The sequence below is a fragment of the Streptomyces sp. NRRL WC-3618 genome (assembly GCF_001280005.1).
Lineage (GTDB): Bacteria > Actinomycetota > Actinomycetes > Streptomycetales > Streptomycetaceae > Streptomyces.
The window spans coordinates 1-20,086 of sequence record NZ_LGDW01000475.1 but is presented as its reverse complement, the minus strand read 5'-3'; the positions used below and the strand labels follow the sequence as shown (position 1 = coordinate 20,086).

At 65.4% G+C, this 20,086-nt stretch carries 33 protein-coding genes; 32 read left to right on the top strand and 1 reads right to left on the bottom strand.

Annotation, left to right across the window (positions count from 1 at the left end; all coding sequences use genetic code 11):
* Positions 1-36 precede the first annotated feature (36 nt).
* The gene (locus tag ADL01_RS36475) at positions 37-927 is read left to right on the top strand and encodes a hypothetical protein (RefSeq protein WP_053746350.1); all 891 of its coding nucleotides are present in this window, start codon (positions 37-39) and stop codon (positions 925-927) included.
* 144 nt (positions 928-1,071) lie between these two features.
* Positions 1,072-1,407: a hypothetical protein gene (locus tag ADL01_RS45045; protein ID WP_159049728.1), complete on the top strand. Its 336-nt coding sequence runs from the start codon at positions 1,072-1,074 to the stop codon at positions 1,405-1,407.
* Positions 1,408-1,439: 32 nt separating this feature from the next.
* Here the strand turns inward: ADL01_RS45045 and ADL01_RS45040 are convergent, their stop codons facing one another.
* Positions 1,440-1,607, bottom strand: a complete 168-nt coding sequence (locus tag ADL01_RS45040) for a hypothetical protein (RefSeq protein ID WP_159049727.1) — start codon at positions 1,605-1,607, stop codon at positions 1,440-1,442.
* 160 nt (positions 1,608-1,767) lie between these two features.
* Here ADL01_RS45040 and dnaA point away from each other — a divergent pair, with 160 nt between their 5' ends.
* The 30 genes from dnaA to rpoA all read left to right on the top strand — a co-directional run.
* Complete coding sequence (gene dnaA, locus ADL01_RS36465; RefSeq protein ID WP_053746349.1) at positions 1,768-3,549, top strand: chromosomal replication initiator protein DnaA; 1,782 nt, start codon at positions 1,768-1,770, stop codon at positions 3,547-3,549.
* A gap of 440 nt (positions 3,550-3,989) precedes the next feature.
* Complete coding sequence (gene rpsJ, locus ADL01_RS36460; RefSeq protein WP_003948644.1) at positions 3,990-4,298, top strand: 30S ribosomal protein S10; 309 nt, start codon at positions 3,990-3,992, stop codon at positions 4,296-4,298.
* A 17-nt stretch (positions 4,299-4,315) separates the two neighbouring features.
* Positions 4,316-4,960 carry a 50S ribosomal protein L3 gene (gene rplC, locus ADL01_RS36455; protein ID WP_053746348.1) on the top strand — a complete coding sequence of 215 codons (645 nt, stop codon included), beginning with the start codon at positions 4,316-4,318 and terminating at the stop codon, positions 4,958-4,960.
* Positions 4,961-4,967: 7 nt separating this feature from the next.
* Complete coding sequence (rplD, locus tag ADL01_RS36450; RefSeq protein ID WP_053746347.1) at positions 4,968-5,624, top strand: 50S ribosomal protein L4; 657 nt, start codon at positions 4,968-4,970, stop codon at positions 5,622-5,624.
* Positions 5,624-6,043, top strand: coding sequence for a 50S ribosomal protein L23 (rplW, locus tag ADL01_RS36445; RefSeq protein WP_006376000.1), 420 nt, complete (start codon positions 5,624-5,626; stop codon positions 6,041-6,043). Before rplD ends, rplW begins: the two co-directional genes overlap by 1 nt.
* A gap of 38 nt (positions 6,044-6,081) precedes the next feature.
* On the top strand, positions 6,082-6,918 hold the full coding sequence (gene rplB / locus ADL01_RS36440; RefSeq protein ID WP_006376052.1) for a 50S ribosomal protein L2: 837 nt from the start codon (positions 6,082-6,084) through the stop codon (positions 6,916-6,918).
* 12 nt (positions 6,919-6,930) lie between these two features.
* On the top strand, positions 6,931-7,212 hold the full coding sequence (gene rpsS, locus ADL01_RS36435) for a 30S ribosomal protein S19 (protein ID WP_006376029.1): 282 nt from the start codon (positions 6,931-6,933) through the stop codon (positions 7,210-7,212).
* Positions 7,213-7,254: 42 nt separating this feature from the next.
* Positions 7,255-7,602 carry a 50S ribosomal protein L22 gene (gene rplV, locus ADL01_RS36430; protein WP_006376023.1) on the top strand — a complete coding sequence of 116 codons (348 nt, stop codon included), beginning with the start codon at positions 7,255-7,257 and terminating at the stop codon, positions 7,600-7,602.
* Positions 7,602-8,450 carry a 30S ribosomal protein S3 gene (gene rpsC / locus ADL01_RS36425; RefSeq protein ID WP_053746346.1) on the top strand — a complete coding sequence of 283 codons (849 nt, stop codon included), beginning with the start codon at positions 7,602-7,604 and terminating at the stop codon, positions 8,448-8,450. The genes rplV and rpsC overlap by 1 nt, the downstream gene beginning before the upstream one ends.
* 5 nt (positions 8,451-8,455) lie before the next feature.
* The gene (rplP, locus tag ADL01_RS36420) at positions 8,456-8,875 is read left to right on the top strand and encodes a 50S ribosomal protein L16 (protein ID WP_006376050.1); all 420 of its coding nucleotides are present in this window, start codon (positions 8,456-8,458) and stop codon (positions 8,873-8,875) included.
* Positions 8,875-9,099 carry a 50S ribosomal protein L29 gene (rpmC, locus tag ADL01_RS36415; RefSeq protein ID WP_005481220.1) on the top strand — a complete coding sequence of 75 codons (225 nt, stop codon included), beginning with the start codon at positions 8,875-8,877 and terminating at the stop codon, positions 9,097-9,099. The genes rplP and rpmC overlap by 1 nt, the downstream gene beginning before the upstream one ends.
* Complete coding sequence (gene rpsQ, locus ADL01_RS36410; RefSeq protein ID WP_053746345.1) at positions 9,099-9,386, top strand: 30S ribosomal protein S17; 288 nt, start codon at positions 9,099-9,101, stop codon at positions 9,384-9,386. Before rpmC ends, rpsQ begins: the two co-directional genes overlap by 1 nt.
* A gap of 104 nt (positions 9,387-9,490) precedes the next feature.
* Positions 9,491-9,859, top strand: coding sequence for a 50S ribosomal protein L14 (rplN, locus tag ADL01_RS36405; RefSeq protein WP_006376015.1), 369 nt, complete (start codon positions 9,491-9,493; stop codon positions 9,857-9,859).
* A 2-nt stretch (positions 9,860-9,861) separates the two neighbouring features.
* Complete coding sequence (rplX, locus tag ADL01_RS36400; RefSeq protein ID WP_052839850.1) at positions 9,862-10,185, top strand: 50S ribosomal protein L24; 324 nt, start codon at positions 9,862-9,864, stop codon at positions 10,183-10,185.
* Complete coding sequence (gene rplE, locus ADL01_RS36395) at positions 10,185-10,742, top strand: 50S ribosomal protein L5 (protein WP_053746344.1); 558 nt, start codon at positions 10,185-10,187, stop codon at positions 10,740-10,742. The genes rplX and rplE overlap by 1 nt, the downstream gene beginning before the upstream one ends.
* A 5-nt stretch (positions 10,743-10,747) precedes the next feature.
* Positions 10,748-10,933 (top strand): type Z 30S ribosomal protein S14, encoded by a 186-nt coding sequence (locus ADL01_RS36390; RefSeq protein ID WP_003948630.1) that lies wholly within the window; start codon positions 10,748-10,750, stop codon positions 10,931-10,933.
* 273 nt (positions 10,934-11,206) lie between these two features.
* Positions 11,207-11,605, top strand: a complete 399-nt coding sequence (gene rpsH / locus ADL01_RS36385) for a 30S ribosomal protein S8 (RefSeq protein ID WP_006376041.1) — start codon at positions 11,207-11,209, stop codon at positions 11,603-11,605.
* Positions 11,606-11,626: 21 nt separating this feature from the next.
* On the top strand, positions 11,627-12,166 hold the full coding sequence (rplF, locus tag ADL01_RS36380) for a 50S ribosomal protein L6 (protein ID WP_053746343.1): 540 nt from the start codon (positions 11,627-11,629) through the stop codon (positions 12,164-12,166).
* 3 nt (positions 12,167-12,169) lie between these two features.
* Positions 12,170-12,556 (top strand): 50S ribosomal protein L18, encoded by a 387-nt coding sequence (gene rplR, locus ADL01_RS36375; protein WP_053746342.1) that lies wholly within the window; start codon positions 12,170-12,172, stop codon positions 12,554-12,556.
* Positions 12,557-12,626: 70 nt separating this feature from the next.
* Positions 12,627-13,232 (top strand): 30S ribosomal protein S5, encoded by a 606-nt coding sequence (gene rpsE / locus ADL01_RS36370; RefSeq protein ID WP_006376045.1) that lies wholly within the window; start codon positions 12,627-12,629, stop codon positions 13,230-13,232.
* A complete protein-coding gene (gene rpmD, locus ADL01_RS36365) occupies positions 13,232-13,414 on the top strand; it encodes a 50S ribosomal protein L30 (protein WP_006376032.1) in 183 nt (60 codons plus the stop codon). Before rpsE ends, rpmD begins: the two co-directional genes overlap by 1 nt.
* Before the next feature lie 2 nt (positions 13,415-13,416).
* Entirely contained in the window at positions 13,417-13,872 is a 456-nt protein-coding gene (rplO, locus tag ADL01_RS36360) for a 50S ribosomal protein L15 (RefSeq protein WP_053746341.1), read from the top strand.
* Between the two features lie 243 nt (positions 13,873-14,115).
* Positions 14,116-15,435 (top strand): preprotein translocase subunit SecY, encoded by a 1,320-nt coding sequence (gene secY, locus ADL01_RS36355; RefSeq protein ID WP_053746340.1) that lies wholly within the window; start codon positions 14,116-14,118, stop codon positions 15,433-15,435.
* Positions 15,435-16,097 (top strand): adenylate kinase, encoded by a 663-nt coding sequence (locus ADL01_RS36350; protein ID WP_053746339.1) that lies wholly within the window; start codon positions 15,435-15,437, stop codon positions 16,095-16,097. The genes secY and ADL01_RS36350 overlap by 1 nt, the downstream gene beginning before the upstream one ends.
* 189 nt (positions 16,098-16,286) lie before the next feature.
* Positions 16,287-17,123: a type I methionyl aminopeptidase gene (map, locus tag ADL01_RS36345; protein WP_053746338.1), complete on the top strand. Its 837-nt coding sequence runs from the start codon at positions 16,287-16,289 to the stop codon at positions 17,121-17,123.
* A 799-nt stretch (positions 17,124-17,922) separates the two neighbouring features.
* Positions 17,923-18,144 carry a translation initiation factor IF-1 gene (gene infA / locus ADL01_RS36340; protein WP_003948620.1) on the top strand — a complete coding sequence of 74 codons (222 nt, stop codon included), beginning with the start codon at positions 17,923-17,925 and terminating at the stop codon, positions 18,142-18,144.
* A gap of 60 nt (positions 18,145-18,204) precedes the next feature.
* Positions 18,205-18,318, top strand: a complete 114-nt coding sequence (gene rpmJ / locus ADL01_RS36335; RefSeq protein WP_003998809.1) for a 50S ribosomal protein L36 — start codon at positions 18,205-18,207, stop codon at positions 18,316-18,318.
* Between the two features lie 194 nt (positions 18,319-18,512).
* Entirely contained in the window at positions 18,513-18,893 is a 381-nt protein-coding gene (rpsM, locus tag ADL01_RS36330) for a 30S ribosomal protein S13 (protein ID WP_053746337.1), read from the top strand.
* A gap of 69 nt (positions 18,894-18,962) precedes the next feature.
* Positions 18,963-19,367 carry a 30S ribosomal protein S11 gene (gene rpsK / locus ADL01_RS36325; protein ID WP_006376016.1) on the top strand — a complete coding sequence of 135 codons (405 nt, stop codon included), beginning with the start codon at positions 18,963-18,965 and terminating at the stop codon, positions 19,365-19,367.
* A 130-nt stretch (positions 19,368-19,497) separates the two neighbouring features.
* The coding region (rpoA, locus tag ADL01_RS36320) for a DNA-directed RNA polymerase subunit alpha (protein WP_063783632.1) at positions 19,498-20,086 on the top strand (589 nt) is incomplete at its 3' end.

Genomic DNA, 20,086 nt, shown 5'->3' with positions numbered 1-20,086 from the left:
GGGGGCAACCTAGGAACGTAGGAGAGAGACGTACTGATGGACTGGTATCCCGCAGCCGACGAAGACCTACTTCTCCGCAGCACGGCCAAGTTCGCCACCGGTGTGGCTCCCGCCGTCTCCGGCAGCAGATGGTTCCGGGGCCCCGAGCGCAGCGACATCCAAAGCGAGTTGGCGGGTTGGCCGTCAGGACCCGCCTTCAGCCTGCACGCGGTGGGTGACCAGGCCGCTCGCCGGGCGGGCCGAGCCTTCCTCGTCGGTATTCCGTTGATCGCGAACCTCATCGCCAACATCGGAGGAGCCTCCGGCTCACCCTTCGGGGACGTACCCGTACGAGGAAAGCCGGAGGAACCCGACAACGAGGTCCACGACTTCCCCGTGATGTGGGCTGCCTCCGGAACCCTCGCGCGTACGGTGCCGTGGCAGCTGGATCCCGGGCGTCGTCCGGAGGGATACATCACGGATCTTGCCCTGACGAGCCGGAGGCTTCTCTTTCTCGGCACCCGCAGCGGCACCCTCGACAAGGCCGACGTGCTGGCTGAGTATCCGCGGGAGTCGATCGCTGGGGCCCGCCGAATGATGTTCAGCGAGGTAGGCGCGGATGTGCGCGTCACGTTCGCCGACCAGTCCTGGATTCGCCTCTTCACGGGTAGCCCCGACACGGCCGACCGCCTCGCCGAGTTCCTTTCGGGAAGCGCACAGGGACTCTCCGAAAGCGCCCTGAGCGACGCGCAACGCCAACGGGTGTCCCGTTTCATGGCCGACCTCCCGGACACGGCACAGCCGCCCGTGTACACCCGGCTGCCCAGCGGGATCGTGCTCGTCGAGGCCCGTGTCCCCGCGAAAGTCGGGAAGGACATCTTCGAGACGCATTCGATCCTCATGGACGACTCCGGTGCTCCCGCGCAGCCGAAGCCGGGCGATCTTTGATATGGGCGTCTGGGAGCCTGACGCGGATGAGGTCCTCCTCGCGGGTGCTCCGGTCGCTATCGCATTGACGACGAAATTCTCTGGGAGGCTCCGCGGTCCACCATCGAGAGAGTTGAACTGCGGGACTTCAAATTCGAGCAAGACATGAAGATTGTCTTCGTCGACGGTTCACGGTGCAGGCTGAACAGGGTGAGCCGAGACCGGCTCGCTCGGTATCTGGTCAAACCTCCCGACTTCATTCCGCTGGACTCCCTCACGCCGGCACAGCGAAAAACCGCCGAATCTTTTGCAGCGGCTCAGGCTCCGGATGCCGAGCCGCCTCTCGTGCAGCGGAACCCGTGCGGCTGTTCTCGGATCGAGGTTCTGGCGCTGAGCTCGGTCGAAGCGCTGTTCGGTCACTCCAGTCTGGACATGGTCATGGATGCGAATGGCACCGAACTCCAGCTCGTGGAGTACCACCCGGAAGACATCCCGAGCTGACCTCCGAGCGCTCAACCTCCAGCCCCTACCCCCTACTTGGAGTCCTCGTCCCTGCGATGCCACGCCGCGTAGAGTGTCGACAGTCCGATCGCGATGGTCGACACCGTCTCCGGCCGGACCCCGCACAGAACGAGGACGACTCCGGTCAGCAGGACCGCGAGGAAAACGACGAGGTCCGCTCGCCGCTGTGGGTGATGCATCGACTGGCCTTTCTTGCCTTCGGGACTTCCGCTCAAGTGCGTGCCCTTCAAGTGCCTTGCGGAAATAAGGCTGTTGGGGCTGCAAGGTGTTGCGGAAGTCGGCACAGTTGCCACTTGCCCGCAACGGTCGAGAAGTGCGGGAAACGAGGGAGGACCAGGCGTGGGGACGAGCAGCCTTGTACCGCTGGACGGCGGTCTGCCCGACGAGTCGAGGGCATTCGCCGAGACTCTGCGCAGTCTCTTCGTCGGGCTGGAAGTCAGCGTCCGCCGGTACGCGGCCCGGCGGAACCGCGATGCCGGGTCCATCTCCCGCTTCCTCAACGGCACCCGCATTCCGACCTGGGAGTTCGTCCACGATCTGCTCAGTGACGTGGCCGAGCAGCAAGGGAGCGCCCCCACCCCCGAGACCACCGAACTGCTGCGTCGCCTGCACCGCACGGCGCTCGACAAAAGCGGCTCCGCGCACCACCGCGTACAGGTGCTGGAGGACCAACTGGCCGACGCCGACCGGGAGACCGTTCACTCCAAGGCGCTCGTACGGGCACTGGAGAACGCGTTGGTCGACGCGCAACACCGCGCAGCGGACCTTGAACGGCAAATGGGACAGCTGCGCGTGTACGAGGAGCGGAAGGCGGCGGAGACGGACCGGGCCCTCCAGGTGTACGAGGACCAGCTCGCCGGGCTGCGCAGGGAACGGCAGTCCCTCGTCGACCAGGTCGATGCCCTCGGCGAGCAACTGAAGGACGCCCATGGGCGGCGGATCCAGGCCGAGCAACGCTGTGAGGAACTGGAGCGGCAGCTGGTTGCGGCGGAGGAGGAGTACGAGCGGGAGGACGTCCCAACCCCAGCGAACGCGACGCTGTCGGTGTCGGACGGCGAAGCGTCGGCAGAGCAGCTGAACCCACACCACCTCTTCGAGACCTTCGCCGTCAGCGACTCCAACAGATTCCCGTACGCGGCCGCGGTCGCCGTCGCCGGGCAGCTCGCCAACAGGTACAACCCACTGACCCTCCACGGCGGTTCAGCGATGGGCAAGACGCATCTGCTGCACGCCGTCGGGAACCGTGCGCGTGTACTTCAGCCGGGCCTGCGAGTGCGGTACGTGACCTCGGAGGGATTCGCCTACGAGTTTGAGCATGCCCACCTCGCGGACCGGCTCGAAGAGTTCCGCCGGGGCTACCGTGACGTGGACCTCCTGCTGCTCGACGACCTCCAGTTCCTGCCGCCGGCCAAGGGGGAGGGGGCGGCTCAGGACGAGTTCCTGCGCATCTTCAACGCCCTCCACAGCACGGGCCGGCAGATCGTGCTGGCCTCGGACCGGCCTCCCGGGCAGCTGCAGTTCCTCGACTCCCGCCTGCGCAACCGGATCGAGTCGAGTCTTGTCACTGAGATTCAGCCGCCCGCGCTGCAGACGCGTATCGCGATCCTCCGGCAGCTGGCGGACCGGGACGGGGTCAGACTCCCGCGGGAGGTCCTGGAACTCATCGCCACGAAGGTGGAGCGGAACACCCGCGAGCTGGAAGGCGCCCTCGTCCGCGTGACCGCCTTCGCCTCGCTGAACCGGCAGCCGGTGGACCTGGCCCTCACCGAAGCGATCATGAACAACCTGGTGCCGGACCGGGGGCCCGTACGGGGTGAGGAAGTCGGTCACCTGATCCTTCGTGAGACGGCCGCGTACTTCGGGCTGACATCGGAAGATCTGTGCGGTACGTTTCGCGGTCGGGCACTGGTCACGGCGCGGCAGATCGCCATGTATCTCTGCCATGAACTCACCGACCTGTCGGTGTCCGAGATCGGCTCGCTGTTCGGGGGGCGTGAGCACACCGCCGCCGAACACGCGTACACGAAGATCCGGTCGCTGATGTCCCAGCGCCGCTCCGTCTACAACCAGATCGCCGAGCTGACCATCCGCGTCAAGGCCGCTGTCGACAGTCCTGCCTGATTCGAGGTGCCGAGCGGCGGCGTCGGGTTTGACCTTCGTCACCCTGCGGGTATTGTCTCCGGCTCGATTGGCGGAGGGCCTGCCCCGTATGGCAGACTGTCGGAGTTGCTCGGTCGAGCGCCGATGCTGCGCGCCTCCCGTCGGGAGGACCGGAAGCGAGTCCCACAGTACTCGTCGCCTCAACTGCCGTAAGGCAGCGCTGGGGCGGACGTACGGGAATCTTTCGGGAAGTGTCAGCGGGGTGCAGATCAGGCACCCGGTGGGTGTTTCAGCCCCCGGTCCTGCGGTTGCTTTCGGGCGGGCCGCGTCCCTCGTAGGGAAATCCGTAACGGATATCCATGCGGCAGGAGCGCGACACACCCGACCGCGTGGGTCGGAGGACGGGACGCGAACCCCAGGGTTCCAGAGCGTTTCACTAGACAAAGGACTACTGAGTAGCCATGGCGGGACAGAAGATCCGCATCCGGCTCAAGGCCTACGACCACGAGGTCATCGATTCCTCGGCGAAGAAGATCGTCGAGACGGTGACGCGAACTGGTGCGTCGGTCGCGGGCCCGGTGCCGCTGCCCACTGAGAAGAACGTGTACTGCGTCATCAAGTCGCCGCACAAGTACAAGGACTCGCGCGAGCACTTCGAGATGCGCACCCACAAGCGCCTGATCGACATTCTCGACCCGACGCCCAAGACCGTTGACTCTCTGATGCGACTCGACCTCCCGGCCGGTGTCGACATCGAGATCAAGCTCTAGGGGACGGTGATCTGAGAATGGCTAAGCAGATCAAGGGCATCCTGGGCGAGAAGCTCGGCATGACGCAGGTGTGGGACGAGAACAACCGTGTTGTTCCCGTCACCGTCGTCAAGGCCGGTCCGAACGTCGTGACCCAGGTCCGTACGAATGACTCCGACGGCTACGAGTCGGTCCAGATCGCCTTCGGCGAGATCGACCCTCGCAAGGTGAACAAGCCCCTCAAGGGTCACTTCGCCAAGGCTGACGTCACCCCCCGCCGCCACCTCGTCGAGATCCGTACCGCTGACGCCAGCGAGTACACCCTCGGCCAGGAGATCACCGCCGAGACCTTCGAGGCCGGCGTCAAGGTGGACGTGACCGGCAACAGCAAGGGCAAGGGCTTCGCCGGTGTCATGAAGCGTCACAACTTCAAGGGACTCGGCGCCGGCCACGGTGTCCAGCGCAAGCACCGCTCCCCCGGCTCGATCGGTGGCTGTGCCACCCCCGGCCGTGTGTTCAAGGGCGTCCGCATGGCGGGCCGCATGGGCAACGAGCGGGTCACCACCCAGAACCTGACCGTCCACGCCGTTGACGCGGAGAAGGGTCTGCTGCTCATCAAGGGCGCGATTCCTGGTCCGAACGGCGGCCTCGTCCTGGTCCGCACCGCGGCCAAGGGGGCCTGAGGTACCGATGAGCACTGTTGACATCCTTTCGCCCGCTGGCGAGAAGGCCGGAAGCGTCGAGCTCCCCGCGGAGATCTTCGACGTAGAGAAGATCAGCATCCCGCTGCTTCACCAGGTCGTCGTCGCACAGCTGGCCGCTGCCCGTCAGGGCACGCACAAGACCAAGACCCGCGCCGAGGTCCGTGGTGGCGGTAGGAAGCCCTACCGTCAGAAGGGCACCGGCCGCGCCCGTCAGGGTTCGACCCGTGCGCCGCAGTTCGCGGGCGGTGGCGTCGTTCACGGCCCCACCCCGCGTGACTACTCGCAGCGGACCCCGAAGAAGATGAAGGCTGCGGCCCTGCGCCACGCCCTCACCGACCGGGCCCGCAACGCTCGTATCCACGTCATCACCGGCGTGATCGACGGCGACACCCCCTCCACCAAGGCCGCGAAGAGCTTCCTCGGCAAGGTCAGCGAGCGCAAGAACGTGCTCCTGGTCATCGAGCGCTCCGACGAGGCCGGGCTGCTTTCCGCCCGCAACCTGCCCCAGGTGCACATCCTGGAGCCGGGCCAGCTGAACACGTACGACGTTCTCGTCTCGGACGACGTGGTCTTCACCCAGGCCGCTTTCGAGTCCTTCGTGTCCGGCCCCAAGGCCACTGACACCGAAGGGAGCGAGGTCTGATGGCCATCCGTCACCCCGCCATTGCCTCCAAGGCGGCCAAGGTCGCCAAGGCCGCGCGCGTCGCCAAGGCGAAGCGCCACGAGGCCGAGGGCAAGAACACCGTCGTCACGCCGATCAGCAAGTCGTTCACGGACCACCGTGACGTCCTGCTGAAGCCGGTCGTGTCGGAGAAGAGCTACGCGCTCATCGACGAGAACAAGTACACGTTCATCGTCGCTCCCGGCAGCAACAAGACCCAGATCAAGCAGGCCGTCCAGGCGGTCTTCTCGGTCAAGGTCACCGGGGTCAACACGATCAACCGCATCGGCAAGCGCAAGCGCACCAAGAGCGGTTTCGGTAAGCGCGCTGACACCAAGCGCGCGATCGTGACCCTCGCCGAGGGCGACCGTATCGACATCTTCGGCGGTCCGGCCGCGTAAGCGGGTCGGATCGTCCGATATCGGACGAGGACTGAGAAATGGGAATCCGCAAGTACAAGCCGACTACGCCGGGCCGCCGTGGCTCCAGCGTCGCCGACTTCGTCGAGGTCACGCGGTCCACGCCGGAGAAGTCGCTGGTTCGCCCCCTGCACAGCAAGGGCGGCCGTAACAATTCCGGTCGTGTGACCGTTCGCCACCAGGGTGGCGGACACAAGCGCGCCTACCGCGTGATCGACTTCCGTCGTCACGACAAGGACGGCGTGCCGGCGAAGGTCGCGCACATCGAGTACGACCCCAACCGCACCGCGCGCATCGCGCTGCTGCACTACGCGGACGGCGAGAAGCGCTACATCCTCGCCCCCCGCAACCTGTCGCAGGGTGACCGCGTCGAGAACGGTCCTGGGGCCGACATCAAGCCGGGCAACAACCTGGCGCTCCGCAACATCCCGGTCGGTACCACGATCCACGCGATCGAGATCCGTCCCGGTGGCGGCGCCAAGTTCGCCCGCTCCGCCGGTGCCTCGGTGCAGCTGCTGGCGAAGGAGGGCACGATGGCCCACCTTCGTATGCCCTCCGGTGAGATCCGCCTGGTCGACCAGCGCTGCCGCGCCACGGTCGGCGAGGTCGGCAACGCCGAGCAGAGCAACATCAACTGGGGCAAGGCCGGCCGCAAGCGCTGGCTTGGCGTCCGTCCGACCGTTCGCGGTGTGGCGATGAACCCGGTTGACCACCCGCACGGTGGTGGTGAAGGCAAGACCTCCGGTGGACGTCACCCGGTCTCGCCGTGGGGTCAGAAGGAGGGTCGTACTCGTTCGCCGAAGAAGGCTTCGAACAAGTACATCGTCCGCCGCCGCAAGACGAACAAGAAGCGCTAGGAGCGGGTTTAGATGCCGCGTAGTCTCAAGAAGGGGCCCTTCGTCGACGACCACCTCATCAAGAAGGTGGACGTACAGAACGAAGCCGGTTCCAAGAACGTCATCAAGACCTGGTCCCGTCGCTCGATGATCATCCCGGCCATGCTCGGCCACACGATCGCGGTGCACAACGGCAAGACCCACATTCCGGTGTTTGTCACCGAGTCGATGGTCGGCCACAAGCTCGGCGAGTTCTCGCCGACGCGCACCTTCCGGGGTCACGTCAAGGACGACCGGAAGTCGAAGCGCCGCTAACGCGGGGTGGAATCGACCATGACAGACACTGGAAGGACAACCATGGAAGCCAGGGCCCAGGCGCGGTACATCCGCGTCACGCCCATGAAGGCCCGCCGCGTGGTGGACCTTATCCGTGGCATGGATGCCACGGAGGCTCAGGCGGTCCTGCGTTTCGCCCCGCAGGCCGCGAGCGTGCCGGTCGGCAAGGTGCTTGACAGCGCCATTGCCAACGCCGCACACAACTACGACCACACCGACGCCGACAGCCTCGTCATCACTGAGGCGTACGTCGACGAGGGTCCGACCCTGAAGCGGTTCCGTCCGCGTGCCCAGGGCCGCGCCTACCGGATCCGCAAGCGGACCAGCCACATCACCGTGGTCGTCAGCAGCAAGGAAGGTTCCCGGTAATGGGCCAGAAGGTAAACCCGCACGGGTTCCGACTCGGCATCACCACCGACTTCAAGTCGCGTTGGTACGCCGACAAGCTGTACAAGGACTACGTCGGTGAAGACGTCGCCATCCGTCGGATGATGACGTCCGGCATGGAGCGCGCCGGCATCTCGAAGGTTGAGATCGAGCGCACCCGTGACCGCGTCCGCGTCGACATCCACACCGCGCGTCCGGGCATCGTCATCGGTCGCCGCGGCGCCGAGGCCGACCGTATTCGTGGCGACCTGGAGAAGCTGACCAAGAAGCAGGTCCAGCTCAACATCCTCGAGGTCAAGAACCCCGAGCTCGACGCCCAGCTGGTGGCTCAGGCTGTCGCTGAGCAGCTGTCCTCCCGCGTCTCCTTCCGTCGGGCTATGCGTAAGAGCATGCAGTCGACGATGAAGGCCGGCGCCAAGGGCATCAAGATCCAGTGTGGTGGCCGTCTCGGCGGCGCCGAGATGTCCCGCTCGGAGTTCTACCGCGAGGGCCGTGTGCCCCTGCACACGCTCCGCGCGAACGTCGACTACGGCTTCTTCGAGGCCAAGACGACCTTCGGCCGTATCGGTGTGAAGGTCTGGATCTACAAGGGCGACGTCAAGAACATCGCCGAGGTCCGCGCCGAGAACGCTGCTGCCCGTGCGGGTAACCGCCCGGCCCGCGGCGGTGCCGGTGGCGGCAGCGACCGTCCGGCCCGTGGTGGTGGCCGTGGTGGCGAGCGTGGCGGCCGCGGCCGCAAGCCGCAGCAGGCTCCCGCTGCCGAGGCCCCCAAGGCCGAGGCTCCGGCGGCTGCCGCTCCGGCTGCTGAAAGCACCGGAACGGAGGCCTGACCGAAATGCTGATCCCCCGTAGGGTCAAGCACCGCAAGCAGCACCACCCGAAGCGTCGGGGCATGTCCAAGGGCGGCACCACGGTCTCGTTCGGCGAGTACGGCATCCAGGCCGTCACGCCGGCTTACGTGACCAACCGCCAGATCGAGGCTGCCCGTATCGCGATGACCCGCCACATCAAGCGTGGCGGCAAGGTCTGGATCAACATCTACCCGGACCGCCCCCTGACGAAGAAGCCTGCCGAGACCCGCATGGGTTCCGGTAAGGGTTCTCCCGAGTGGTGGATCGCGAACGTGCACCCGGGTCGGGTCATGTTCGAACTGTCATACCCCAACGAGAAGATCGCTCGTGAGGCCCTCACTCGCGCAGCCCACAAGCTGCCGATGAAGTGCCGGATCGTCAAGCGCGAGGCAGGTGAAGCGTGATGTCGGCCGGTACCAAGGCGTCCGAGCTGCGCGAACTGGGTGACGAGGAGCTTCTCAACAAGCTCCGCGAAGCCAAGGAAGAGCTGTTCAACCTCCGCTTCCAGGCGGCGACCGGTCAGCTCGAGAACCACGGTCGGCTCAAGGCCGTCCGTAAGGACATCGCGCGGATCTACACCCTGATGCGTGAGCGCGAGCTGGGCATCGAAACGGTGGAGAGCGCCTGATGAGCGAGAGCAACGTGACTGAAGAGACCAACACGAGCCGCGGTTTCCGCAAGACCCGTGAGGGTCTGGTCGTCAGCGACAAGATGGACAAGACCGTCGTCGTCGCCGTCGAGGACCGCGTCAAGCACGCGCTGTACGGCAAGGTCATCCGCCGTACGAACAAGCTCAAGGCTCACGACGAGCAGAACGCCGCCGGCGTCGGCGACCGGGTCATCATCATGGAGACCCGTCCGCTGTCTTCGACGAAGCGCTGGCGCATCGTCGAGATCCTCGAGAAGGCCAAGTAAGTCCTCCTGCGGGCATCCTCGCAGGGAAGTTCCGCCAGGCTCGGTGAGCTCCGTAGAACACCTGCGGAGCTCGCCGGGAACCGGCAGACAATCAGGAGATAGACGTGATCCAGCAGGAGTCGCGACTGCGTGTCGCCGACAACACTGGTGCGAAGGAAATCCTTTGCATCCGTGTCCTCGGTGGCTCCGGTCGCCGCTACGCGGGCATCGGCGACGTCATCGTCGCCACCGTCAAGGACGCGATCCCCGGTGGCAACGTGAAGAAGGGTGACGTCATCAAGGCCGTCATCGTTCGCACCGTCAAGGAGCGCCGCCGTCCGGACGGCTCGTACATCCGTTTTGACGAGAACGCCGCTGTTGTTCTGAAGAACGACGGCGACCCTCGTGGCACCCGTATCTTCGGCCCGGTCGGCCGGGAGCTGCGCGAGAAGAAGTTCATGAAGATCATCTCGCTCGCGCCGGAGGTGCTGTAAGCATGAAGATCAAGAAGGGCGACCTGGTTCAGGTCATCACCGGTAAGGACAAGGGCAAGCAGGGCAAGGTCATCGCGGCCTTCCCCCGCGAGGACCGTGTCCTGGTCGAGGGTGTCAACCGGGTCAAGAAGCACACCAAGGCCGGCCCGACCGCTCGCGGTTCGCAGGCCGGCGGCATCGTCACGACCGAGGCGCCCGTCCACGTCTCCAACGTCCAGCTGGTCGTTGAGAAGGACGGCAACAAGGTTGTCACGCGTGTCGGTTACCGCTTCGACGACGAGGGCAACAAGATCCGCGTTGCCAAGCGGACGGGTGAGGACATCTGATGACTACCACCACCACTCCGCGTCTCAAGACGAAGTACCGCGAGGAGATCGCGGGCAAGCTGCGTGACGAGTTCAAGTACGAGAACGTCATGCAGATCCCCGGTCTCGTCAAGATCGTGGTGAACATGGGTGTCGGCGACGCCGCCCGTGACTCCAAGCTCATGGACGGTGCCGTCCGTGACCTGACCACGATCACCGGTCAGAAGCCGGCCGTCACCAAGGCCCGCAAGTCCATCGCGCAGTTCAAGCTGCGTGAGGGCCAGCCGATCGGTGCCCACGTCACGCTTCGTGGCGACCGCATGTGGGAGTTCCTGGACCGCACCCTGTCGCTCGCGCTTCCGCGCATCCGCGACTTCCGTGGTCTGTCTCCCAAGCAGTTCGACGGTCGTGGCAACTACACCTTCGGTCTCACCGAGCAGGTCATGTTCCACGAGATCGACCAGGACAAGATCGACCGCACCCGGGGTATGGACATCACCGTGGTGACCACGGCGACCAACGACGCTGAGGGCCGCGCGCTTCTCCGTCACCTCGGCTTCCCCTTCAAGGAGGCGTAAGCGAGATGGCGAAGAAGGCTCTGATTGCCAAGGCTGCTCGTAAGCCCAAGTTCGGTGTACGTGGCTACACGCGCTGCCAGCGCTGCGGCCGTCCGCACTCCGTGTACCGCAAGTTCGGCCTCTGCCGCGTGTGCCTTCGTGAGATGGCTCACCGTGGCGAGCTGCCGGGCGTGACCAAGAGCTCCTGGTAATCCCTCCCTCCCGTCGCCCGACCACCGCCCCTCAAGGGCGGCCCTTCCGGGCCGACTGGCTGGATTGGGATTCCCGAAGCTCTCGGTAAGCAATGGGCGTGTCAGGCGCCCTCCCCTTCATGGCTTAGGCTTGGGGGGTTGGGCGCCTGATTGCCGCCCGTACGACTTACTACGCCGTAGGTCCCCCGCACCGCACCCGTCCCGCCACTGAGTGAGTGGGGAGAGGGATGGCGCATTCAGGAAACCCCGGCGAGAGAGGCCGAAGGCCAATTCATGACCATGACTGATCCGATCGCGGACATGCTGACTCGTCTGCGTAACGCGAACTCGGCATACCACGACGACGTCGCGATGCCGCACAGCAAGATCAAGTCTCACATCGCGGAGATCCTCCAGCAGGAGGGCTTCATCACGGGCTGGAAGGTCGAGGACGCCGAGGTCGGCAAGAAGCTCGTCCTCGAGCTGAAGTTCGGTCCGAACCGTGAGCGCTCCATCGCGGGCATCAAGCGGATCTCCAAGCCCGGTCTCCGGGTTTACGCGAAGTCCACCAACCTGCCGAAGGTGCTCGGCGGCCTGGGCGTGGCGATCATCTCCACGTCGCACGGTCTCCTCACCGACAAGCAGGCCGGCAAGAAAGGCGTAGGCGGAGAAGTCCTCGCCTACGTCTGGTAGAAGGGAACGGAGGAAACAGCTATGTCGCGTATTGGCAAGCTCCCCATCACGGTTCCCGCCGGCGTGGACGTCACCATCGACGGCCGTACGGTCCAGGTGAAGGGCCCCAAGGGCACTCTCTCCCACACCGTCGCTGCGCCGATCGACATCGCCAAGGGTGAGGACGGCGTTCTCAACGTCACCCGCCCCAACGACGAGCGTCAGAACAAGGCCCTGCACGGCCTGTCCCGCACGCTGGTGGCGAACATGATCACCGGCGTGACCGCGGGTTACGTGAAGAAGCTCGAAATCAGCGGTGTCGGTTACCGCGTGGCGGCGAAGGGCTCGAGCCTCGAGTTCGCGCTCGGCTACAGCCACCCGATCACGGTCGAGGCGCCCGAGGGCATCTCGTTCAAGGTCGAGAACCCGACCCGCTTCTCTGTCGAGGGAATCGACAAGCAGAAGGTCGGCGAGGTTGCGGCCAACATCCGCAAGCTGCGCAAGCCTGACCCGTACAAGGCCAAGGGCGTCAAGTACGAGGGCGAAGTCATCCGCCGCAAGGTCGGAAAGGCGGGTAAGTAAGCCATGGCATACGGTACGAAGATCGCTAAGGGCGACGCTTACAAGCGTGCTGCCATCAAGCGGCGTCACATCCGGATCCGTAAGAAGGTCAACGGAACGGCTGAGCGTCCCCGCCTGGTTGTCACCCGCTCTAACCGCCACATCGTGGCCCAGGTCATCGACGACATCCAGGGTCACACCCTGGCGTCGGCGTCGACCCTGGACGCCTCGATCCGCGGTAACGAGGGCGAAGACAAGTCGGCGCAGGCGGGCAAGGTCGGCGCACTCGTCGCCGAGCGCGCCAAGGCCGCAGGTGTCGAGGCCGTTGTGTTCGACCGTGGTGGCAGCCGGTACGCCGGTCGCATCGCCGCCCTGGCCGACGCCGCCCGCGAAGCCGGGCTCAAGTTCTGAGCCGCCCGTCGCGCTTGCGGCCTTGTGCCGCGGCGCAGCGTAGCTAGCGGAAAAAGAGAGAGGTAATCCAATGGCTGGACCCCAGCGCCGCGGAAGCGGTGCCGGTGGCGGCGAGCGGCGGGACCGGAAGGGCCGTGACGGCGGCGCTGCTGCCGCCGAGAAGACCGCGTACGTTGAGCGCGTTGTCGCGATCAACCGCGTCGCCAAGGTTGTGAAGGGTGGTCGTCGCTTCAGCTTCACTGCGCTCGTCGTAGTGGGCGATGGCGATGGCACCGTCGGTGTCGGTTACGGCAAGGCCAAGGAGGTGCCGGCCGCGATCGCCAAGGGTGTTGAAGAGGCCAAGAAGCACTTCTTCAAGGTCCCCCGTATCCAGGGCACCATCCCGCACCCGATCACGGGCGAGAAGGCCGCGGGCGTCGTCCTGCTCAAGCCTGCTTCCCCCGGTACCGGCGTTATCGCCGGTGGCCCGGTGCGTGCTGTCCTGGAGTGCGCCGGCGTTCACGACATCCTGTCGAAGTCGCTCGGCTCGTCCAACGCGATCAACATCGTGCACGCGACCGTGGCGGCCCTCAAGGGCCTGCAGCGTCCCGAGGAGATCGCGGCTCGCCGTGGTCTGCCCCTCGAGGACGTCGCCCCCGCGGCTCTGCTCCGTGCGCGTGCGGGAGCGGGTGCGTAATGGCTCGCCTCAAGGTCACGCAGACGAAGTCGTACATCGGCAGCAAGCAGAACCACCGTGACACGCTGCGGTCCCTTGGTCTCAAGGGAATCAACACCGTGGTCGTCAAGGAGGACCGCCCCGAGTTCCGCGGAATGGTTCACACCGTCCGCCACCTCGTGACGGTTGAGGAGGTCGACTGATCATGGCGGAGAACAACCCGCTCAAGATCCACAACCTCCGTCCCGCCCCGGGCGCCAAAACCGCCAAGACCCGTGTGGGTCGTGGTGAGGCGTCGAAGGGTAAGACGGCTGGACGTGGTACCAAGGGCACGAAGGCTCGTTACCAGGTTCCGGAGCGCTTCGAGGGTGGCCAGATGCCCCTCCACATGCGTCTCCCGAAGCTCAAGGGCTTCAAGAACCCGTTCAAGACCGAGTTCCAGGTCGTGAACCTCGACAAGCTGGGCGCGCTGTACCCGGAGGGTGGCGAGGTCACCGTCGAGGGTCTCGTCGCCAAGGGTGCCGTTCGCAAGAACAGCCTCGTCAAGGTCCTCGGCCAGGGCGAGATCTCCGTGGCGCTGCAGGTGACGGTCGACGCCGTCTCCGGCTCCGCCAAGGAGAAGATCACCGCCGCCGGCGGTACCGTCACCGAGCTCGTCTGAGAATCACAGGCGTCTCGATGACCTGAGCGATCCCTGCCGGGGATACCCCACAAATGGGGTATCCCCGGTTGGTCGTTCCTAGGACGCATGGTCGCCGGTAAGGTGGCCAGCACTGTCAAGCTGAGTCCGCTGTGTTCCTGAGGAACTCCGGACGCCTCTCGGCTGTTAGTTATCTGTCAACGTATTCGTCGAACCTCAAAACCGTCACCTCTACGCAGTAGCGCGGGGGTCGCAGGAGGCACCGTGCTCACCGCGTTCGCCCGGGCGTTCAAGACGCCCGACCTGCGCAAGAAGCTGCTCTTCACGCTCGGCATCATCGTGGTCTATCGGGTGGGCACGCACATCCCGATCCCAGGTGTCGACTATCGGAACGTCCAGACGTGTATCGACGTCGCCGCGAAGGGCGGAAACCAGGGCCTGTTCGGTCTGGTGAACATGTTCAGCGGCGGGGCGCTGCTGCAGATCACGATCTTCGCGCTGGGCATCATGCCGTACATCACGGCGAGCATCATCCTGCAGCTGCTGACGGTGGTGATCCCGCGTCTGGAAGCCCTCAAGAAGGAGGGCCAGGCGGGCACAACGAAGATCACGCAGTACACCCGTTACCTGACAGTGGCTCTCGCCATCCTCCAGGGCACTGGTCTCGTCGCCACCGCGCGCAGCGGTGCGCTCTTCAGCGGCTGCACGGTCGCCAACGAGATTGTCCCGGACCAGTCGATCTTCGTGACCATCACCATGGTCATCACCATGACCGCCGGTACGGCCGTGGTCATGTGGCTCGGTGAGCTCATCACCGACCGTGGCATCGGCAATGGCATGTCGATCCTGATGTTCATCTCGATCGCCGCCACCTTCCCGGCCGCGCTGTGGTCCATCAAGACCCAGGGCAAGCTGGCGGACGGCTGGATCGAGTTCGGTACGGTCATCGTCGTCGGCCTCGTCATGGTCGGACTGGTGGTCTTCGTCGAGCAGGCTCAGCGCCGTATCCCGGTCCAGTACGCGAAGCGCATGATCGGCCGCCGGTCCTACGGCGGTACGTCGACGTACATTCCGCTCAAGGTCAACCAGGCCGGCATCATCCCTGTGATCTTTGCCTCGTCGCTGCTCTACATCCCCGCGCTGGTCGCCCAGTTCGCCGGCGGCAACTCCGGTTGGAAGACGTGGATCGAGCAGAACCTGACCAAGGGAAGCCACCCGGTCTACATCGCCACCTACTTCTTGCTGATCGTTTTCTTCGCGTTCTTCTATGTCGCCATCTCCTTCAACCCCGAAGAAGTAGCCGACAACATGAAGAAGTATGGTGGCTTCATCCCGGGCATCCGGGCTGGTCGGCCGACTGCTGAGTACCTGAGCTACGTACTCAACCGGATCACCTGGCCGGGTTCGCTGTACCTGGGTCTGATCGCTCTCGTACCGACGATGGCGTTGGTTGGTTTCAATGCAAACCAGAACTTCCCGTTCGGCGGGACCAGCATCCTCATCATCGTGGGTGTCGGTCTCGAGACCGTGAAGCAGATTGAGAGCCAGCTCCAGCAGCGCAATTACGAAGGGTTCCTCCGCTGATGCGTATCGTCCTCGTCGGGCCGCCTGGTGCCGGGAAGGGAACGCAGGCCGCGTTCCTCGCCAAGAACCTGTCGATCCCGCACATCTCCACGGGCGACCTCTTCCGGGCCAATATCAGCAAGCAGACGGAACTCGGGAAGCTCGCGAAGTCCTACATGGACGCGGGCAACCTGGTGCCGGACGAGGTCACGATCGCGATGGCCAAGGACCGCATGGAGCAGCCCGACGCGGTGAACGGCTTCCTGCTGGACGGCTTCCCGCGGAACGTCTCGCAGGCCGAGGCGCTGGACGAGATGCTCAAGGCCGAGTCCATGAAGCTGGACGCGGTTCTCGACCTGGAGGTCCCCGAGGACGAGGTGGTCAAGCGCATCGCCGGCCGCCGCATCTGCCGTAACGACTCGGCGCACGTCTTCCACGTCACGTACCAGGCGCCGAAGACCGAGGGTGTCTGTGACACCTGCGGTGGCGAGCTGTACCAGCGGGACGACGACTCCGAGGAGACGGTCCGCAAGCGGCTGGAGGTCTACCACACCCAGACCGAGCCGATCATCGACTACTACAAGACGCAGGGACTGGTCGTCACCATCTCCGCGTTGGGCAAGGTCGAAGAGGTCACGGCTCGTTCCATGGGCGCGCTTCGGCGCGACGAGGATGGTAGCTAGCAGGTAGCTGGTAGAAGCGTTCGGAATCCCGCAGAGAAGCCCTCGTCGTCCGTGGTGGACGACGGGGGCTTCTCTGTTGCGGTCTCTGCTGCGGTCTTCGTCGCCGGTGGGCGACCGTTTCGGTGTGCGTCCGTACGTGCACGTATCCTGGAGCGCCGCGGTATCAGTGGCCAGGAGGCGCAATTCATAATGGTGCAGATTAAGACCCCCGAGCAGATCGCCAAGATGCGCGAGGCGGGGCTTGTCGTCGCCGCCATCCACGCGGCCACTCGTGAGGCGGCCGTGCCGGGCGCCAGTACGAAGGATCTGGACCTGGTCGCGCGGAAGGTGCTCGCGGAGCACAACGCCAAGCCGAACTTCCTCGGGTACGGCGGGTTCCCGGCCACCATCTGCACCTCCGTCAACGAGGTCGTCGTCCACGGCATCCCCTCCGACGAGGTCGTGCTGAAGGACGGGGACATCATCTCCATCGACTGCGGCGCGATCGTCGACGGCTGGCACGGGGACGCGGCGTACACGGCGTTCGTGGGGTCGGGGCATGCTCCGGAGCTGGTGGAGTTGTCCCGGGTCACGGAGGAGTCGATGTGGGCGGGGATCGCCGCGATGAAGCTGGGGAACCGGCTGGTGGATGTCTCGCGTGCGATCGAGACGTACATCCGTCGTCAGCCGAAGGCGGGGGGCGGTCGGTACGGGATCATCGAGGACTACGGCGGGCATGGCATCGGGACCGAGATGCACATGGACCCGCATCTGCTGAACTACGTCGAGCGCAAGCGGGGGAAGGGGCCGAAGCTGGTCCCTGGGTTCTGTCTTGCCATCGAGCCGATGGTGTCGTTGGGGACGCCGCGTACGGAGGTCCTTGCGGACGACTGGACTGTCATCACGACGGACGGGACGTGGTCGTCGCACTGGGAGCACTCGGTGGCGTTGACTGAGGCGGGGCCGTTGGTGCTTACGTCTCCCGACGGGGGGGCGGCGAAGTTGGCGGAGCTTGGGGTGACTGCGGCGCCGGATCCGCTGGCGTAGGGGTTTTCTTCGCCCCCGCCGCCCCTACCCGTCCCATCCCCAGGGGCTCCGCCCCTTCGACCCCGACGAGGGGGCAGGCCCCCTGGACCCCCGGCGGGGACTGCGTCCCCTGCACCCCTCGCGGGGATGGGTTCCGGGCCCTGGCGGGGAGTGCGTGCGCTGTCCCCCTGGCGGGGAGTACGTGCGCTGGGCCCCTCGCGGAGAGTACGTGCGCTGCACCCCGCTCGGGGGTGGGTTCCGGGGCTCTGGCGGGGAGTGCGTGCGCTGTCCCCCTGGCGGGGACTGCGTGCGCTGGGCCCCTCGCGGAGAGTACGTGCGCTGCACCCCGCTCGGGGGTGGGTTCCGGGCCCCTGGCGGGGGAGTACGTGCGCTGCACCCCGCTCGGGGATGGGTTCCGGGCCCCTGGCGGGGAGTGCGTGCGCCGCACCCCTGGCGGGGACTGCGTCCCCTGGGCCCCTCGTGGGGAGTGCGTGTGCTGGGCCCCTCGTGGGGACTGGGTCCCTTGCACCCCTCGCGGGGGAGTTCGGGGGTTTTTGGCGGGGACTGCGTCCGCTCCATGCCTTGCGGGGACTGGGGCCCCTGGGTCCCGGTCGGGGTGGGTTTCGGGGGATCTGGTGGCGGGTGCGTTCGCTGGGGCCGGTTAAGGATCATTCCGGTGGGGCACTCTTCCTCGATTCGTCTTTCCGGGGGTGCTGACGTAGACTGACTCGTCGGCTCTCGTGCACCCGCATGTCCGCATGCGGCCCCTCTGGGGGGACGCAAGGGAGTCGATCAAGGTAGTCGATTCGAAGGGCGAAGCGTGGCCAAGAAGCAAGGTGCCATCGAGATCGAGGGCACTGTCGTCGAGTCTCTTCCGAACGCCATGTTCAAGGTTGAGCTCCAGAACGGCCACCAGGTCCTGGCACACATCAGCGGCAAGATGCGTATGCACTACATCCGCATCCTCCCTGACGACCGGGTCGTGGTGGAGCTGTCTCCGTACGACCTGACGCGTGGCCGCATCGTCTACCGATACAAGTAGATCTTGCCCACGTCCCGTGCTAGCGGGACCGCCGGCAACTGACCCGGAGAACCTCACCCCATGAAGGTCAAGCCGAGCGTCAAGAAGATCTGCGACAAGTGCAGGGTGATCCGCCGTCATGGTCGGGTCATGGTCATCTGCGAGAACCCGCGCCACAAGCAGCGCCAGGGCTGACGCACGACCCCCTTCTGCACCCGCAGAACTTCGCGCGACGCGAGCAGTAGTACATGTTCATACGCAGGGCCCAGGTCTGGAGTTCCAAGAGACCTGATACCCCCGGTCGGAGGCCGGGGACCCAGTTCGTACCTCATACGGCGGCTGGGAAACGGCCTTGTGGAAGACCTCCGAACGACAACTGGAGCCATTGAATGGCACGCGTTTCCGGTGTTGACATCCCGCGCGAAAAGCGCGTGGAGGTCGCCCTCACCTACGTGTTCGGCATCGGCCGGACCCTCTCCCAGCTGACGCTGGCGGAGACTGGGGTGGACCCGAACACCCGTGTTCGAGACCTCTCCGAGGAGCAGCTCGTCGCGATCCGCGAGTACGTGGACGCCAACATCAAGACTGAGGGTGACCTCCGTCGCGAGATCCAGGGCGACATTCGCCGCAAGATCGAGATCGGCTGCTACCAGGGTATTCGCCACCGCCGTGGCCTGCCCGTCCACGGTCAGCGCACCAGCACGAACGCTCGTACCCGCAAGGGCCCGCGTCGCGCCATCGCCGGCAAGAAGAAGCCGGGCAAGAAGTAGTCCTCAGCGGACAACGCTTCATCAGCGGTCTTCGCTGTAGGACCGACCACCTCCCTGTAGGAGATTTAGATGCCCCCCAAGGGTCGTCAGGGCGCTGCCAAGAAGGTGCGCCGCAAGGAAAAGAAGAACGTCGCTCATGGGCACGCTCACATCAAGAGCACGTTCAACAACACCATCGTCTCGATCACGGACCCCGCGGGCAACGTGATCTCCTGGGCCTCCGCCGGCCACGTCGGCTTCAAGGGCTCGCGCAAGTCCACCCCCTTCGCCGCGCAGATGGCTGCCGAGTCGGCCGCCCGCCGCGCGCAGGAGCACGGCATGCGCAAGGTTGACGTCTTCGTCAAGGGCCCGGGTTCGGGTCGCGAGACGGCCATCCGTTCGCTTCAGGCGACCGGTCTCGAGGTCGGCTCCATCCAGGACGTCACGCCGACTCCGCACAACGGTTGCCGTCCGCCCAAGCGCCGCCGCGTCTGATCTGACGTTCGGCTGCAGCTTGGCGGTTTGAGGATTCGGGCGGTACGGCTCTTCGGAGGCGTATCGCCCGTACCCTTGTAGTACTGGTCGGGCATCAAATAGCGGGTGCCCATGACTGAAGGATCACACCATGCTGATTGCTCAGCGCCCCTCGTTGGCCGAAGAGGTCGTCGACGAGTTCCGCTCCCGGTTCGTCATCGAGCCGCTGGAGCCGGGATTCGGCTACACCCTCGGTAACTCACTTCGCCGGACCCTTCTCTCCTCGATTCCGGGTGCCGCTGTCACCAGCATCCGTATCGACGGCGTGCTGCACGAGTTCACCACCGTGCCGGGTGTCAAGGAAGACGTCACCGACCTCATCCTCAACATCAAGCAGCTCGTGGTGAGCAGCGAGCAGGACGAGCCGGTCGTCATGTACCTGCGCAAGCAGGGTCCGGGTCTCGTCACCGCCGCCGACATCGCGCCGCCGGCCGGTGTCGAGGTGCACAACCCCGACCTCGTCCTCGCCACGCTCAACGGCAAGGGCAAGCTGGAGATGGAGCTGACCGTCGAGCGCGGTCGCGGTTATGTCTCCGCGGTGCAGAACAAGCAGGTGGGTCAGGAGATCGGGCGTATTCCGATCGACTCGATCTACTCGCCGGTCCTCAAGGTCACGTACAAGGTCGAGGCCACGCGTGTCGAGCAGCGCACCGACTTCGACAAGCTGATCGTCGACGTCG

What these genes read in the sequence shown, in the direction of transcription:
- ADL01_RS36475 (WP_053746350.1), top strand. Translation starts at nt 37, where the DNA reads ATGGACTGGTATCCCGCAGCCGACGAAGACCTACTTCTCCGCAGCACG.
- ADL01_RS45045 (WP_159049728.1), top strand. Translation starts at nt 1,072, where the DNA reads ATGAAGATTGTCTTCGTCGACGGTTCACGGTGCAGGCTGAACAGGGTG.
- ADL01_RS45040 (WP_159049727.1), bottom strand. Translation starts at nt 1,607, where the DNA reads ATGCATCACCCACAGCGGCGAGCGGACCTCGTCGTTTTCCTCGCGGTC.
- rpsJ (WP_003948644.1), top strand. Translation starts at nt 3,990, where the DNA reads ATGGCGGGACAGAAGATCCGCATCCGGCTCAAGGCCTACGACCACGAG.
- rplC (WP_053746348.1), top strand. Translation starts at nt 4,316, where the DNA reads ATGGCTAAGCAGATCAAGGGCATCCTGGGCGAGAAGCTCGGCATGACG.
- rplD (WP_053746347.1), top strand. Translation starts at nt 4,968, where the DNA reads ATGAGCACTGTTGACATCCTTTCGCCCGCTGGCGAGAAGGCCGGAAGC.
- rplW (WP_006376000.1), top strand. Translation starts at nt 5,624, where the DNA reads ATGGCCATCCGTCACCCCGCCATTGCCTCCAAGGCGGCCAAGGTCGCC.
- rplB (WP_006376052.1), top strand. Translation starts at nt 6,082, where the DNA reads ATGGGAATCCGCAAGTACAAGCCGACTACGCCGGGCCGCCGTGGCTCC.
- rpsS (WP_006376029.1), top strand. Translation starts at nt 6,931, where the DNA reads ATGCCGCGTAGTCTCAAGAAGGGGCCCTTCGTCGACGACCACCTCATC.
- rplV (WP_006376023.1), top strand. Translation starts at nt 7,255, where the DNA reads ATGGAAGCCAGGGCCCAGGCGCGGTACATCCGCGTCACGCCCATGAAG.
- rpsC (WP_053746346.1), top strand. Translation starts at nt 7,602, where the DNA reads ATGGGCCAGAAGGTAAACCCGCACGGGTTCCGACTCGGCATCACCACC.
- rplP (WP_006376050.1), top strand. Translation starts at nt 8,456, where the DNA reads ATGCTGATCCCCCGTAGGGTCAAGCACCGCAAGCAGCACCACCCGAAG.
- rpmC (WP_005481220.1), top strand. Translation starts at nt 8,875, where the DNA reads ATGTCGGCCGGTACCAAGGCGTCCGAGCTGCGCGAACTGGGTGACGAG.
- rpsQ (WP_053746345.1), top strand. Translation starts at nt 9,099, where the DNA reads ATGAGCGAGAGCAACGTGACTGAAGAGACCAACACGAGCCGCGGTTTC.
- rplX (WP_052839850.1), top strand. Translation starts at nt 9,862, where the DNA reads ATGAAGATCAAGAAGGGCGACCTGGTTCAGGTCATCACCGGTAAGGAC.
- rplE (WP_053746344.1), top strand. Translation starts at nt 10,185, where the DNA reads ATGACTACCACCACCACTCCGCGTCTCAAGACGAAGTACCGCGAGGAG.
- ADL01_RS36390 (WP_003948630.1), top strand. Translation starts at nt 10,748, where the DNA reads ATGGCGAAGAAGGCTCTGATTGCCAAGGCTGCTCGTAAGCCCAAGTTC.
- rpsH (WP_006376041.1), top strand. Translation starts at nt 11,207, where the DNA reads ATGACCATGACTGATCCGATCGCGGACATGCTGACTCGTCTGCGTAAC.
- rplF (WP_053746343.1), top strand. Translation starts at nt 11,627, where the DNA reads ATGTCGCGTATTGGCAAGCTCCCCATCACGGTTCCCGCCGGCGTGGAC.
- rplR (WP_053746342.1), top strand. Translation starts at nt 12,170, where the DNA reads ATGGCATACGGTACGAAGATCGCTAAGGGCGACGCTTACAAGCGTGCT.
- rpsE (WP_006376045.1), top strand. Translation starts at nt 12,627, where the DNA reads ATGGCTGGACCCCAGCGCCGCGGAAGCGGTGCCGGTGGCGGCGAGCGG.
- rpmD (WP_006376032.1), top strand. Translation starts at nt 13,232, where the DNA reads ATGGCTCGCCTCAAGGTCACGCAGACGAAGTCGTACATCGGCAGCAAG.
- rplO (WP_053746341.1), top strand. Translation starts at nt 13,417, where the DNA reads ATGGCGGAGAACAACCCGCTCAAGATCCACAACCTCCGTCCCGCCCCG.
- ADL01_RS36350 (WP_053746339.1), top strand. Translation starts at nt 15,435, where the DNA reads ATGCGTATCGTCCTCGTCGGGCCGCCTGGTGCCGGGAAGGGAACGCAG.
- map (WP_053746338.1), top strand. Translation starts at nt 16,287, where the DNA reads ATGGTGCAGATTAAGACCCCCGAGCAGATCGCCAAGATGCGCGAGGCG.
- rpmJ (WP_003998809.1), top strand. Translation starts at nt 18,205, where the DNA reads ATGAAGGTCAAGCCGAGCGTCAAGAAGATCTGCGACAAGTGCAGGGTG.
- rpsM (WP_053746337.1), top strand. Translation starts at nt 18,513, where the DNA reads ATGGCACGCGTTTCCGGTGTTGACATCCCGCGCGAAAAGCGCGTGGAG.
- rpsK (WP_006376016.1), top strand. Translation starts at nt 18,963, where the DNA reads ATGCCCCCCAAGGGTCGTCAGGGCGCTGCCAAGAAGGTGCGCCGCAAG.